At 72.7% G+C, this 13641-nt stretch carries 12 protein-coding genes and 1 pseudogene; 9 read left to right on the top strand and 4 right to left on the bottom strand.

Annotated features, from left to right (window positions below):
- Positions 1-436 precede the first annotated feature (436 nt).
- The 5 genes and pseudogenes from WMF17_RS30725 to WMF17_RS30705 all read left to right on the top strand — a co-directional run.
- Positions 437-700, top strand: a pseudogene (locus tag WMF17_RS30725) (hypothetical protein); the annotation flags it as partial.
- An 851-nt stretch (positions 701-1551) separates the two neighbouring features.
- Entirely contained in the window at positions 1552-2475 is a 924-nt protein-coding gene (locus WMF17_RS30720; protein WP_437644488.1) for an undecaprenyl-diphosphate phosphatase, read from the top strand.
- Positions 2476-2978: 503 nt separating this feature from the next.
- The gene (locus WMF17_RS30715) at positions 2979-3368 is read left to right on the top strand and encodes an RNA recognition motif domain-containing protein (protein ID WP_437596736.1); all 390 of its coding nucleotides are present in this window, start codon (positions 2979-2981) and stop codon (positions 3366-3368) included.
- Between the two features lie 108 nt (positions 3369-3476).
- Positions 3477-3659, top strand: coding sequence for a hypothetical protein (locus WMF17_RS30710; protein ID WP_437478904.1), 183 nt, complete (start codon positions 3477-3479; stop codon positions 3657-3659).
- Positions 3656-4018 carry a hypothetical protein gene (locus WMF17_RS30705; protein ID WP_437596735.1) on the top strand — a complete coding sequence of 121 codons (363 nt, stop codon included), beginning with the start codon at positions 3656-3658 and terminating at the stop codon, positions 4016-4018. Before WMF17_RS30710 ends, WMF17_RS30705 begins: the two co-directional genes overlap by 4 nt.
- Before the next feature lie 276 nt (positions 4019-4294).
- On the opposite strand, the gene WMF17_RS30700 is transcribed toward WMF17_RS30705, so the two are convergent.
- A complete protein-coding gene (locus WMF17_RS30700; protein WP_437596734.1) occupies positions 4295-4699 on the bottom strand; it encodes a hypothetical protein in 405 nt (134 codons plus the stop codon).
- A 377-nt stretch (positions 4700-5076) separates the two neighbouring features.
- Positions 5077-5277 carry a hypothetical protein gene (locus WMF17_RS30695; RefSeq protein ID WP_437596733.1) on the bottom strand — a complete coding sequence of 67 codons (201 nt, stop codon included), beginning with the start codon at positions 5275-5277 and terminating at the stop codon, positions 5077-5079.
- A gap of 556 nt (positions 5278-5833) precedes the next feature.
- Between WMF17_RS30695 and WMF17_RS30690 the strand changes: the two genes are divergently transcribed.
- The 4 genes from WMF17_RS30690 (at position 5834) to WMF17_RS30675 (ending at position 11311) form a co-directional block, all read left to right on the top strand.
- The gene (locus tag WMF17_RS30690) at positions 5834-6907 is read left to right on the top strand and encodes a DUF72 domain-containing protein (RefSeq protein WP_437644486.1); all 1074 of its coding nucleotides are present in this window, start codon (positions 5834-5836) and stop codon (positions 6905-6907) included.
- 120 nt (positions 6908-7027) lie between these two features.
- Entirely contained in the window at positions 7028-10249 is a 3222-nt protein-coding gene (locus tag WMF17_RS30685; protein WP_437644484.1) for a hypothetical protein, read from the top strand.
- 70 nt (positions 10250-10319) lie between these two features.
- The gene (locus WMF17_RS30680) at positions 10320-10751 is read left to right on the top strand and encodes a deoxyhypusine synthase family protein (protein WP_437596730.1); all 432 of its coding nucleotides are present in this window, start codon (positions 10320-10322) and stop codon (positions 10749-10751) included.
- Between the two features lie 14 nt (positions 10752-10765).
- Positions 10766-11311 carry a hypothetical protein gene (locus tag WMF17_RS30675; protein ID WP_437644483.1) on the top strand — a complete coding sequence of 182 codons (546 nt, stop codon included), beginning with the start codon at positions 10766-10768 and terminating at the stop codon, positions 11309-11311.
- A 14-nt stretch (positions 11312-11325) separates the two neighbouring features.
- Here WMF17_RS30675 and WMF17_RS30670 read toward each other — a convergent pair whose 3' ends face one another.
- Both WMF17_RS30670 and WMF17_RS30665 read right to left on the bottom strand, forming a co-directional pair.
- Complete coding sequence (locus WMF17_RS30670) at positions 11326-12486, bottom strand: homogentisate 1,2-dioxygenase (RefSeq protein ID WP_437595317.1); 1161 nt, start codon at positions 12484-12486, stop codon at positions 11326-11328.
- Positions 12486-13637 (bottom strand): 4-hydroxyphenylpyruvate dioxygenase family protein, encoded by a 1152-nt coding sequence (locus WMF17_RS30665; protein WP_437643348.1) that lies wholly within the window; start codon positions 13635-13637, stop codon positions 12486-12488. Before WMF17_RS30665 ends, WMF17_RS30670 begins: the two co-directional genes overlap by 1 nt.
- Positions 13638-13641: the final 4 nt, after the last annotated feature.

Genomic DNA, 13641 nt, shown 5'->3' with positions numbered 1-13641 from the left:
GATTTACACGACCCGGTTTGTTGGAGTCAACACCGCAACACGCCCTCTCGACAGGCCAGCACGAAGATCTGGAGTTCCGTTCGGCCTGCGTGAATTGGCGTCTTCCAGGCAGCCGGAACCGTCGGAGGTGTAACGTGAACGAACCGGCTCATCGCGGCTGCGGAAGCGCGCCTCGGGCTCGCGGACGCGGATGCGCGATAATTAACAACTGTCCGATGTTTGAATCTTCACAGTCACGTACGTCTCTACCCCGCTGGAGCCTGCCAGTCGCGCGCGCCCCGGATCTCCGCTGAGCCCGTCAGTTAAGGAGCGCGCGGGCGATTTTGCGAAAGCTGTGGCCGAGTGCCTCATCCGGCGCTCGCATGTCGTGGACAGGGCAGGCGCCTGCGTGGAGCGCCCGTTGCAAAGGCGCGGCGCCAGGGGACTGGAGGTCAAGGTGGCACTTGATTTGTTGAACGAGCGGGGCACACCGCTCGACAAGCAGCAGTTCGACTGGCGGGAGCTGGTCAGCATCCCGTCCAGCAAGCTGAGCGATGGCGCGTTCACCCGCGTCCGGATCATCTTGATGAACGGCATGGTGAACTGGCTCCTGCCGGGCGACCTGTCCGTGCTCGAGACCACCCTCGGGTTCGAGCAGGTGGCGATCGAGGTCACCGCGGCGGTCGCGATGAACGAGCCCGACGAGCACCTGGCCCAGGTCTAGGCGTCCCCGCAGACGCTCGCCTACCGCGAGCGGCTCAACAGGAGCGGATCGCCGTCCGAGGCGGTCGTCGCAGGGTATGTGTGGGTCCCCGTGCGCTCCTGGGTCGAGGCGTCGGTGCTCGCCCGGGGCAGGGGGGATGCGCGCCGGGGCCGCAGCGCGAGCCGCCCGGTTTCGCGAGGTGTTCCCTGGCAGCGCCTACCTGCCCGCCATCGAGGACGCGTTGAACGGCTCTCCGTTGAAGACGAGCCCACGCCCGCTCCCCTCGACCGGAACAGCGAGCCGTCAAGGCACCGTGAGCACCAGGAGATCTGCTTCTCTGGTTGGCGTCCAGGGCGCCTTGAGCCCTTCGAGCCCTCTCTCTCTGTCTCTCTCTGGCCCCTTCAGCCGGAGACGCGCTCGATCTGTCATCACGCCGGCGCGAGCGCCGCGTCGGAATCACGGGCGTGAAAACGAGCGCGCCTGATCGATTTCGCAGCGAAGCGCTGGACCGTCAGGGAACTCGCGTGCATGGACGCGTCATTCGAGGAGCGGCAATGGCTCACCGTAGAACGCAACACCGGCGTGCTCCGGCGTGCCGCCGGAACAACATCCACCCTCCATCGCGAACCTCCTCCCCGTTGCCGGCCCTCGGACCCTCGCCGCCCACGCCAGGGCGCACGGCCTGAGCCCCGCCACGACCGCCAGCAGGCTGCGGCTCGCCAGGAGCGCGCTCGCTGGCCGGATCGCGCGCCGGCGCTGGTGAGCCAGGGCTCCACCCTCACGCCGGCCTCCGGCGCCCGCCGCCGCGCCGGTCGATCCTCTGCGCGCTCTCGATCCGCCGCGCCCCGCATGCGGCTAGACTCCGCGCAATGTTCTGGTTCGATGCCGTCCTGCTCGGGGTCCTCGAGGGCCTGACCGAGTTCCTCCCCGTCTCGTCCACCGGTCATCTCATCCTGCTCGGCGCGTGGCTCGGTCACCAGAGCGAGGCGGCGAAGACGCTCGATATCGTGATCCAGCTCGGCGCGGTCCTCGCCGTCGTCGTCTATTTCCGCGAGCGCCTCGCCGCCACCGCGCGCGGCATCTTCCGCCGCGACCCCGACAGCCTCCGCCTCGCCCTCGCCCTCGCGGTCGCCTTCGTCCCGGCCGCCGTGGTCGGCCTGCTCTTCCACAAGGCCATCAAGGCGTACCTCTTCGGTCCGGGCCCCGTCGCGGTCGCGCTCATCGCCGGCGGCCTCCTGATGATCGGCGTCGAGTCCGCCCGCCGGCGCCGGCCCGACCAGGGCGCGCCCCGCCTCGAGGACGTCACGCTGCGGCGCGCGCTCGCGATCGGCGTCGCGCAGTGCTTCTCGCTCTGGCCCGGCGCGTCGCGCTCGATGGCCACCATCGTCGGCGGCCAGCTCTCGGGCCTCAGCACCGCCGCGGCCGCCGAGTTCTCGTTCCTCCTCGCCATCCCGACGCTCGGCGCCGCGACCGTCTTCGACCTCGCCCAGAACGGCCGCGCCCTCCTCGAAGCGCCCGGCGGCGCCGCGGCCCTCGTCATAGGGCTCGCCGTCTCGTTCGCGGTCGCCCTGCTCGTGATCGCGGTCTTCCTGCGCTACCTCAAGCGCTACGGCCTCGCGCCGTTCGGCTGGTACCGCATCGCGCTCGGCACCGTCGTCGTGTGGCTCTGGTTCGCGAGCCGCACCGCCCCGGTCGACGTCGGCGCCGCCGCGGCCGAGCCCGCACCGCGCGGGGACGTCGCGGCCGCAGAGGACGGCCTCGCCCGCGCCGACGATCACCCGAGCCGCCCCTAGGCGCGCCACGCTCGGGACCGCCAGCCCCGCGCTCTCCGCGACGCACCCGGGCTCAGCAAGATGCCGCGCATTGCACCCGCGGCGCGGTTGCAGCCGGCCAGCTTCTTCAATGTCAGACTCACGTCATATTCCATCCGTGAGGGCGCCCTGGTCGAAGCGAAGGCGCTCGCGAGCTCGTCGGCGCCTTCGCCGACCGTGACCGCGCGCCCGCGTCCTCGGGAGCAGCCTTCGCGACGGAAGACGGAACGGCCTGCTTGCGAAAGACGTCGCGTCGGGCTAGGATGCTCCTCCTCACGAACGTCCCTGGCCCTCGATACGACGCTTTCCCTCTTCCCTCTTTCGCGAGGGAGACTGCAGCTCGCTCGGACGACTGGACGACGCACCGTGTGACCGCGCGGGGGTTCCGCGCGGCACGTCTCCGTTCGATCCGATACGGCTTCGTCGGATGGCAGGCCGAGAGCGCCGCATGGCGCACCAGAAAGCCGTAAAAAAAGCAGGATGGCATGGGAAATCGTCTCTACGTAGGTAACCTTTCGTTCAGCACCACCCGCGAGACCCTCGAGTCCGCGTTCGCCGCAGCCGGCGAGGTCCGTGAGGTCGCGATGCCGACCGATCGCGAGACCGGGCAGCCCCGCGGCTTCGCGTTCGTGACCATGGGCTCTGCCCAGGCCGCGAACAGCGCCATCTCGCAGCTCAACGGCGCCGTCCTCGACGGCCGCGCGCTCAAGGTCAACGAGGCGCAGGAGCGCCCGGCGCGCAGCTTCGGCGGCGGCGGCGGCGGTGGTGGCTTCGGCGGCGGTGGCGGTGGCGGCTACGGCGGCGGCGGTGGTGGTGGCGGCCGCGGCGGCTACGGCGGCGGTGGCGGCGGCCGCGGCGGTCGCGACCGGTACTGATCACCGGCGCGGCGCGGCGGAGCTCGTGCGCCGCCGCGCCTGCGCCTTCAGAACGCGCCACAGGGCGCTGAAGAACGCGCCCGAAGGCGCCGAAAGGCCTGGTTCCGCATGCAGAAGCAGGGAGCATTGAAGCGGCAAAAAGAACGCGCGCGCCAAGAAAAGCAGCGCGAGAAAGACGCGAACCGCGTCGCACGCCGCAAGGAAAAGGGCCCCGGCGACAACGGTTCACCGGGAGAGGATCCGGACATTGCGGGGATCATCCCGGGGCCTCAGCCTCCGGTCGTAGAGTGAAACGCGCAGCGCCGAGCCAGGGCGCCGAGAGCGCCCCGTCCGAGCCAGAGACTGATCCGGAAAGCTCGGCGCAGACCACCGCAAGGCGACGGTTCATCGAGCAGAGCGCGACCACGCTGGGACAGGCGTGGGCCAAGCAGTGGCGTCAAGACCTTCATCGCGAAGGCCGCCCCGCTGCTGGCGGATGGCCCGGCACGCTGCGCGAAGCGCGGACTCAGGTAGAGATCAATCTCCCGAGCGAGCTGCTGCACCGCAAGATGCCCGCCATCACCGGCGTGGAGCGCGAGCTCGCCGCCCGGACCGCGTACGCAAGCGCACGGAACGAGTGGCGCAGACACCTCGAGCCCGAGACGCCGTAACGTAACATCACCGCTCTCGATCGGTGCACCGGCTTCATCCGGTGCAACGACTCAGAAATGAAGACCGTCAGGACGCCAAGGGAACCAAGAAGGTCTCTTCTTGGGGTCTCGGCGGCTCACTTTTCTTCGTTCAAGCACCGCTCTGGCCCGGCGACAGACGGCCCGCAGCGTCGATCGCCGGGGCTCGGGCCGCTCGCGGCGTCCGTCGAGCAACGCCTCATCACCCGAGACACGCCTCGGGTGATGACGGGGCGAACAACGCTCGCCCCCCCGCCTCTACGCTTCGGGGCCCGACCGGTACGTGGCCGTGGCGACGTAGTGGAGGACCCTGGAGCAGAACTCGCCACCACAGCTCCCCCGACAGGCGCATTCACCCTCGAAGCGCGCCGCGCGCGAAGCGAGGGCGTTCAGGACCTCTCGCGTCACGTCGTAGCCCCCGTTGTCGCAGGAAGAGTACGAGCACGGCATTTCGAACAGCGCATGGGCGTGCTCCACGACGACACGACGGATGTACTGCGTGTCGTTCGTGAGTCCGTTGGGGCGGCTCTCGCGGATCTCCAGGTTCAAGCTCGTCAGATCCGGCACCTTCTGAAGGAGCTTGCCAGCCGCCTGTTCCCGCTTCCCGCGGAGGAGCATGCGCTCCTCCCGCTCGATATTCCTGCGACGATTCGCTGAGTACATCTACCACCTCGGTCGCGCAGGAATGCACCAAGCCCCTGCCCTTGTACAGTATAGCGCAGTCGACGGCGCGGTGCATGCACAATCTGGGCTCTCCTGGGTGGCGTCGATCGGCCACGAGAGGGGGTAACGGGAGAGCGCCTGCATCGAAGTCACATCAGCCGAGGACAGCCAATCACAGGCCAGCACGCCGCGCTGGCCGGCGGGCGCGAGGGGATGGGCAGAAGAGCTCGATGCGGATGCGCTGGACGTGGAGAGGAGCGCAGGATCGCGTGAGGCGAGCGGCTCCATTCCGTGCCGAGCGCGCCTCGTACCGAGGTCGGCGTCGCCGCTCGTTCCTTCCGTGCTTCCGTGCTTCCATTCTCGTGCGTCCGCGCGGCTCAGTCCTCGTCGCTCAGGACGAGCCTCTCCAGCTCGGTGAGGTTGACCCGCGCGGCCCTCAGCTTGGTGAACGCCTCCTGGACGACCTCGCTGACGGCCATCTTGTCCGCGCGCGGCGCGACCTGTATCTCCGCGAGGGCCTGCTCGAGGTTGCCCTCCGCGTCGGTGATCTCCTGCTTCGCCGTCGTCAATTTTTCCAAGAGAGTTTTCTTCAGCATCGGCTTGCGCCCTTTCGACTTGCTGCGCGCTTACAGGAGCACCTCGCCGCGAGGTGCGGCGAGGCAGGGCAGCGATTGCCCTTCGGCCCGGGCAGCAAGGCAGCATAGGCGAAGGCCCGGCGGAAAGGGACCAAAGCTCGCGCTCGCCGCGCCGCCGTCGACCGGGGCCGGCGCGGCGACCCGAACCGGCTGCCGCTGCGGCCCGCGGTGGGGCAGCGGCCGAGGGACGGGACGGGTCGGCTCGGTCCGCCGGGCGGGGACGGCGACGCTCGCCGCGCAGGGGCCGCCCGCCGGCAATTTCGTCGCGGTTCCCCTCGTGAACCACACAGGCGCCCTGCGACCCGCTCGCGGCCCCGAGCGCCCGCAGAACGTGTGAGAAATGCCCGATGCCGACGGAATATGTGTCGAGCGAGGCGAGCGGGCGCGGGCGGTCGCACAGGAGGCGAGAGCGGACTGTTCAAAGACACGTTGACCCTTCGCCATCTCTCCCCCGGAGAGCGCTTCCGTCGCCGCGAAAGGGCCTTAGGGTGTTCTCGAGATGCACGAAGCAGCCCTGCGCGACCCGCCGCGGTCGCCTCCAGAGGAGATTCCGCGCGAGGACGAGGAGCGGCTCGCGCGCGCGACCGCCCTCGCGGCGTGCGCGCCTGTGCCCGCCCGCCTCGATCGCGTCTTGGCCGGGACCGCCGGGTGGACCGATCCCACCCTGGTGAAGAGCCAGCGATTCTACCCGAAGGGCGTGTCGAGCCCGGAGCAACGGCTCAAGTTCTACGCGTCCCAGTTCCCGGTCGTCGAGGTCAACTCGACCTATTACGCCCTCCCCCGCCCGGCGATGGTGGAGCAGTGGGTCCAGCGGACGGCGCCCGACTTCGTGCTCGACATGAAGGCATTCGCGCCGCTCACCCAGCACCCGGTGGAGCCCGCCCGCCTCCCCGCGGACGTCCAGCGCGCCCTGCCGGCAGGGCTCCTCGACAGGCGGCGCCTGTATCCGGGCGACCTGCCGGCCGAGACCAGGGACGTGCTCTGGGAGCGCTTCCGGCAAGCGCTCGCTCCGCTGCGACAGGCGCGAAAGCTCGGGTACGTGCTCTTCCAGTTCCCCCCGTGGTTCACGGCGACGCGCGGCAATGTGCGGGTCATCGAGGACTGCCGCGGCCGCATGGACGGGATCCCGTTCGCCGTCGAGCTCCGGCATGCGTCGTGGGGCGCGCCCGATCGCATCGAGCGCGTCGTGGACTTCCTGCGAGATCTCGGCGCCTTCTACGTCATCGTCGACGAGCCGCAGGGCAAGGAGAACAGCATGCCTCCCACCCCGCTCGTCGCCGATCCGCGCCTCGCCGTGGTGCGCTTTCATGGCCGGCGCGCGGAGACCTGGGGCGCCTCGGTCAGCGTGAACGAGAAGTTCAGGTACGTTTACGATCCCGCAGAGCTCGATCCGTGGGCCGAGACCGTCGCGCGGCTCTCCCAGGAGGCGGAGCGGGTACACGCGATCTTCAACAACTGCGTGTCCGACTACGCCGTGCTCGGGGCCAAGGGGCTCGTGGCGCTCCTCGCCCGCAGGGCCGAGTCGCTGGACAGCGAGACTGTCCCGGTCCAGGTCGCCTCGACCGTCCACTGAGCCCTCGTGGCCCCCGCAGCGTCCGTGGACACCCCGCATCCGGTGGCCGGCGCCGCGCGCGGGCGCCTGCGGCCAGTCGCGGCGTCGCCACGGCCGCGGATCACGGTAGGCTCCGCCGCGATGATGCAGCCCAGAGCGGCGGGCGCTCCCCGCCTCGCAGCTCCCCCGCGCCGGTCGCGGCGAGCGGCCGCGCTCCTCGCGGCGCTCGCGCTCGCCCGCTGCGGGGGCGCGCCGCCCCGACCCGCGCCCCAGGAGGGCCGCGCGCCCGCGTCGGCGCACCCCCCGCGGCCGGCGCCGGAGCTCCTGCGCGCCCGCTGGGTCGACGCGAGCGGCGCGACAACGGTCGGTCCCCGGGTCGCCGGCGGCACCATGGCCCTGCTCGGCGGCCGGCGCTTCCTCGTCGGGAGCGACGGCGCAGCTCGGCCGGAGACAGCGGCCTGCCCCGAGCCCCTGATCGAGCTCGTCCTCGTGCCGTCCGCCGCCGGCCCGCGGCTCGTCGGGCGCGGGGTCCACGGCGTCTACCGGTTCGATGATCCGCTCGGCGCGCCCGCGCTCCTCGCCCGGTCCGAGACCGAGCTCCTGCGCCTGGGCGGCGGGCCCGCCGTCGTCGCGGTGTGGGACGCCGCCTCGGATCTGCCGAGCTTTCTCGACATCGAGACGGGGCAGCCGCGCGCGCTGCGGGGCTTGCCCGCCCTGCCGCTCCGCGCCGTGGCGTTCCGGGATCCCCGGCAGGGGGCTGGGCTCTTCGAGGCGACAGGGCTCGCGGTCACGGCCGACGGCGGCGCGTCGTGGCGCGCCGTCGCGCCGGCGCTGCGCGACGACGGCCAGGAGGCGGACCCCGCGGCCCTGCTCCACATCGCCGGCCTGCGGCTGCGCGGCGACGAGCTGCTCGCCGTGACGCCGGGCGCGGCCGCGCCGCCGGGGCAGCGCGAGGTGCGGATCCTTGTCGCCGAGGCGCGGCTCGCGCCGGCCGGCGGCGCGCCCGAGCCCGGCGCCGGCGCCCCGCTGCTCCGCTGGATCCGCGCGACAGGACGCCACCCGCTCGAGGCCGCGATCGCGAGCGGTGCGGCGTGGACGGGCTCCGCGATCACGGCGAGCCACGGCCTCCTCGCGCGCGTGGACCTCGCCTCGGGCGCGCTGCACGAGGTCGCCCCCGTGGGCCGCGGCGACAGGTGGCTGAGCGCCTGCGGCGTCGGTCGCGCGGGGCGCTCGGCGTGGGTGGCCTGCGCGCTCGGCGAGGAGGGGGCGGACGGGCATCACGATCCGTTCGGCGTGCTCCAGGTCACGGCCGCTGGCGGCCCCCTCGGCCGCGAGCCGCCGGTCCTCCTGCGGAGCGGCGAGGTCGAGCTGCGCGTGTCGCCGAGCGGCGGCGCCATGCTGCTCGCGCCGTGCGACGCGGACGAGGAGGGCAGCGCGTGCGTGCGCCAGCCGAGCGGGCAATGGATCACGGTCCGCCCGGGCACCGACATCCACTGGCGCGGCGCCGGGCCGCTCGCCGATGGCCGGATCGCGATCGTGCGCGGCCTCTGGAACAGCGACGTGGCGCCGCGCGAGGACCCCGCGCCCCGCGGGGAGCCCGCGCCGCGCGGCGGCCAGGGCCGCGAGGGCGCCGCGGCCGGCGCCCACGTCGCGGTGATCGACGCCCGCGGCAGGGAGGAGCCGCTGATCCCGCTCCGCTGGCTGCGCGACGGGGGCGGCGACATCCACGTGGTCAGCCCGATCGAGGAGGGGCACGACGGCGCCCTGTCGTTCGTGGTGGCCGACGAGGCCGGCGAGCTCACCGCGGTGGTCCTGCCCCCCGGCGGCGAGGCGTCGCGGGCTCGCCTGGCCGGCGCCGCGCACGCCCTGATCCACGGCGGCCATGGCGTCGCCGTCGGGGAGGGGAAGGTGCTCGCGTCGGCCGACGCCGGCCGCTCGTGGGCGCCCATCGAGGTCCCGCCCCGCGCCATGGATGCGGCCGCCCAGCTCGGCGATCTGCTCGCCGAGCCAGGGGTGCTGGCCGTCAACGAGGTCGGCCTGAAGATCGACGCCCACCTGCGCGTCGGCTGGGGGCCGGCGCTGCCAGCGCAGGGGGCGCCCGCCGCCGGGCCGGCGCTCGAGGCCGCGCTGCTCCTGCCGCACCGCCCGCCACCGGCGCCGGGGCTCCCCGAGCGCGCGCTCGCCTGCACGACGCAGCCGGGGCCGCCGCCCGCGCCGCCGGGCGTGCCGCCGCCGAGCAGCGCGCAGGAGGCGCTCGCGCTGCTCGCGAGCGACGCGAAGCCCGCGCCCACGGGGCAGCGGCACGTCTCGTCGGTGAGCGATCGGCGCTGGGGCCTGCTCTCCACCGTCGCCGTGCTCGAGGCGCGCGCGCCCGACGGCGCGGCCAGGAGCGTCGGCCCGGGGGGCGGCGCCGCAGCGGCACGGCGCGTGACGTGGACGCTGCGCTGGCTCGACCCCACGGAGCTCCAGGCCAGGGTCCGCTCGTGGACGGGCCTCGCGCCCGAGGGCGTCGGGCGGGACGCGATCCTCACGCGGTTCGCGGCGTCCGGCGACCGGCTCGTCTTCGGAGTGCGCGCCCCGGGCCGCGACCTGCTGATCCGGGCGAGGCCCGGCCGCGGCCCCGAGGTCGTCGAGGTGCCGCAGGAGCTGATGCCCGAGACGGAGGTCGCCTTCAGCGAGGCGCCGGACGGGCCGATTGCGTGGCTCCGCGGCGCGTCGCTCATCGCCTGGCAATCCGGCGACGCCCCGCGGCCGATCGCCTCGCTCGCGAGCCGAGGCGCGCGCGCGCTCGGGCAGCCGACGAGCGCCGGCGTGCCGCTGCTGCTCGGCTTCCGCGACCTGACCCTCGGCCGCACGGTGCCGATCCCGCCCGCGGAGAAGACCGCGCCGGGGACGCCCGCGAAGGTCCCGCCGCTCCTGCCGCTCGACGGCTGGGAGATCGCCCCGAATGTCCGCACCGAGCTCACCCGCCTGCCGGCGTGCCCCGCGCGCCCGCGCGGCGCGCGCTTCGTGCTCGACCGCGCGAGCGCCTCCGTGTCCATCGACGGTCACGGCGCGACCGCGAGCACGGCTGTCTATGACGTTCGTGTGTCAGGCCCTGACGCTTGCGTGGCGAAGGTCGCCGCGCTGATCGATCTCGATCGCCGGACCGGAGGCGAGCCCAGCGCCGGCCCCGGCGCCGGCGAGATCGCGTTCGTCCGCGCCGATCTCGCGGCCCGCCGCGCCGAAGGTGGCGAGCGTGGGATCGGCGAAGGCGCTGGGAGTGGCGGAGGGACGGTACACGGGACAGCGCGCGGAACGGTACGCGGAACGGTACACGGGACAGCGCGCCGCCTCGCGTGCTCCCTGCCTGTCCGGCCCTGAAGCGCCGCTGCTGCGAGGGCCTTCGTGCTCGACGCCCCACCCTCCGCGCGGGTATATATGTTCGCGCGCCATGTCCTCTCCGGAACACCCGCGCTCCTCGCACCGCCATCTCGGCGATGGGGTCGAAGACAAGCTCGAGGCGCTCGACCCGCTGAAGATCGGGTCGTTCGACGACCTGCTCCGCGCGATGAGCCGGATCACCATCGGCGGAGGTGTCCCGCGCAACTGGGCCCAGCAGGTCGCGCCGTTCTACGACATCGTGGGCGATCGCCTCGGGATCGAGGCCGAGCACCCGCGGTCCCAGTACGGCGTCCGCATCTGCCCCGAGCCCGTGCACCGGGGCGGCCTCTCCGGCTGCACCTACTCCGAGGGCGTGAGCTGGGGGAAGTTCACCCCGCCGCGCGAGGGCGGCCGCTTCTCCGAGGTGTACGCGGACGCGATGGTCGCCTGGCCGCTCCTCGTGCGCGCCCTCCGCGAGCGGCTCGGCAAGATGCCGAAATAGCGGAGCAGGCCAGCGTGCTCGCCGTCACACCCCGCCCGCCGCGCCTCCTCGAGGTGCTCCTCTCCCTGGCCGCCGCCGGCGGCGCGCTCCTGTCCGCCGGCTGCCCCTCGCAGGAGGAGCGCGTGTGCGATCTCATCTGCGACTGCACCGGCTGCAGCGAGGCGCGGTACCTCGACTGCGTCGACAAGACGGAGACCGCGAAGACGGCCGTGGCGGAGGCGAGCTGCCCCGCGGCCTTCGACGAGTACCTGGCCTGCCTCGAGGAGGAGATCGAGTGCAAGGACGATGCGTTCTCCTTGGACGGCTGCGAGGACCAGGAGAGGAGCCTCCGCCAGTGCGGCGTCTTCGTCTTCCGCACCGTCTGCGAGCACGCCAACGACCACCTCGTGGCGTGCGGGCAGGGGCGCCCCTTCGCGCCCGGCGCCGAGGCGTGCTCCGAGCAGATCGCGTGCAACGCCGAGTGCATCCTCGGCGTGTCCTGCGACGGGCTGAACGGGACCAGTTTCGACGAGGCCCAGCGCTTCAACGAGTGCAACAACCGCTGCTTCTCGATGCGCTGAGCGCCTGATCCGGATCAGGGGCCCGCGATGAAGCTGTCCTGGTAGCCCGGGTCCTCCACCTCGAGCGCGGCCGGGGTGGCCGCGAGCGGGCGGATCGTGTCGAGCATGACGGCGAGCTCGCTCGTCTCGCGGCTCCCGAGGCTCGCCTCGTACGCGCCGGGGTGCGGCCCGTGCGGCACGCCGGCCGGGTGGTGCGAGATGCTGCCGGGGCCGACGCCGCGGCGCGAGGTGAAGTTGCCGCGGCAGTAGAACAGCAGCTCGTCGCAATCGACGGACGAGTGGGGGTAGGGGCAGGGGATCGCCTCCGGGTGGAAGTCGACCGGGCGCGGCACGAAGCTGCAGATGAGGGCGCCCCGCGCCGCGAACGTCCCGTGCCAGTCCGGCGGCAGGTGCACCAGCCCGACGCGCGGCTGGAAGCTCTGGATCGGGAACGCGAACGGGTACACCGTCCCGTCCCAGCCGACGACATCGAGCGGTGAGCGCTCGCAGGCGAAGCCGTGGAACGCGCCGCCGCGCTTCACGACGAGCGCGCGGATGCCCTCGTCGAGGGGGCCGACGAACGTCGGCCGCCGGAAATCGCGGTGGGAGTAGGGCGCGTCCATCCGCAGCTGGCCGACCTCGTTGCGCCACTTGCGCGGGAGGTGGATGTCCGCCGCCTCGATCGAGAGCCACTGCTGGGGCGCGGCGTCCGGGAGGAAGCGGTGGAAGAGCCCCTTCGGGACGACGACGTAGTCGTCCCGCTCGAAGCGGAGATCGCCGAGCATCGTGCGCAGGACGCCGCCGCCGCGGAAGACGAAGAGCAGCTCGTCGGCGTCGGCGTTCGCGAAGTACACCGGATCGTCGGCGTCCGGCTGGGCGATCCCGATCACCACGTCGTCGTTGAACAGCAGCGGCACGCGGCAGTCGATCGCGGGCCCGCCCCGGCGCGGCAGCTCCTGCGACCGGTAGTGCCGCTTCGCGAGCGGGCGCGCCGGCGCGGCGACCGGCAGCGCGAAGCCGTGCGCCGCCCGCGCGACCCGGTGCTCGTGCGGTCGGCGCTCGTGGTAGGCGATCGTGTAGGGGCCGTCGAAGCCCTCCCGCGTCAGGCACTCCTCGTAGCGGAGCTCCCCCGCCTCGCTCCGGAGGGCGATGTGGTGCTTGCGCGGCACGCTCCCGGCGACGACGCGATCGAGCATCAGCCGCTCCCTTCCGCTTTCTGCTGCCGCTCGATGCTCTCGAACAGCGCCCGGAAGTTGCCGGCGCCGAAGCCGCGGTCCCCCTTGCGCTGGATGAGCTCGAAGAAGAACGGCCCGGCGTCGGGATCGCGGTGCGTGCCGGCCGACTCCTTGAGGAAGATCTGGAGCAGGTACGACCTCGCGCCGTCGCCGTCGACCAGCACCTCGAGCTCCCGCAGCGCCGCCACGTCCTCGTCGAGCTGCCCGACGCCGAGCTGCTGCAGGCGCTCGGGCAGCATGTCGTAGTAGGCGGCCGGGGTCGGCATGAACTCCACGCCGCGCGCGCGCATCGCCCGCACGGCCGCGAGGATGTCCTCCACGGCGAGCGCCACGTGCTGCACCCCGTCGCCGCGGTGCTCCTCGTTGAAGACGTTGATCTGCGAGCTCTTGAAGTAGGGCCGGTAAGGCTCGTTGTTGGCGAACTTCACGCCCGAGCCCGGGTCCCACATCACGGCCGAGCGCAGGCCCGAGCCGTGATCGGCGCCCTCCGCGACGTCGTTCGTGTGGAACGCGATCTTCCAGAACGGCTCGAGCCCGAGCACGTGCTCCATCCAGAGCAGGGCGGGCGCCATCGTCTGGAAGTTCGAGGTGATGTGATCGAACCGGGCGAGCCCGAAGCGGTTCTCGCCGCCGCGCGGCGCGTCGTAAGCCACGCAGCCGGGGAACAGCGCCCGGTAGCCGCGCCGCTCCACGAAGCGGAAGGTGGTGTCGCCGAACGGCGTCGTGATCGAGAACGACGCGAACGTGCCGCCCTCGTCCGTCGCCCGGTGGATCTCGTCGATCGGCGTGCCCCCGCGGCCTTCGAGCAGCCGGAAGGCGCGGCCCACGTCCTCCACCTCGAAGATGATCGTGCCCACCCCGTCGGGGTGCTTGCGCAGGTAGCGCCACGCCCGCCCGCCCTCGCCGAGCGGCTGCGAGCACACGATGGCGCACTCGCTGGCCTGGAAGACGACCGACCGCTGCGCCGCCGCCGCCGTGAGCTCCGGCGAGCTCGCGGCGATCTCCTGAAAGTCGAGCTTCTCCGTGTAGAACCTGCGGCTCCGCTCCAGGTCGCGCACGTAGTAGTGCAGCGCCTCTACCCGCTTGATGCCGATCGACTCCACCTTGGCCATCCGG

The organism is Sorangium sp. So ce362, from assembly GCF_051519845.1.
Taxonomy (GTDB): domain Bacteria; phylum Myxococcota_A; class Polyangia; order Polyangiales; family Polyangiaceae; genus Sorangium.
This window is presented reverse-complemented; position numbering and strand designations above follow the sequence as displayed.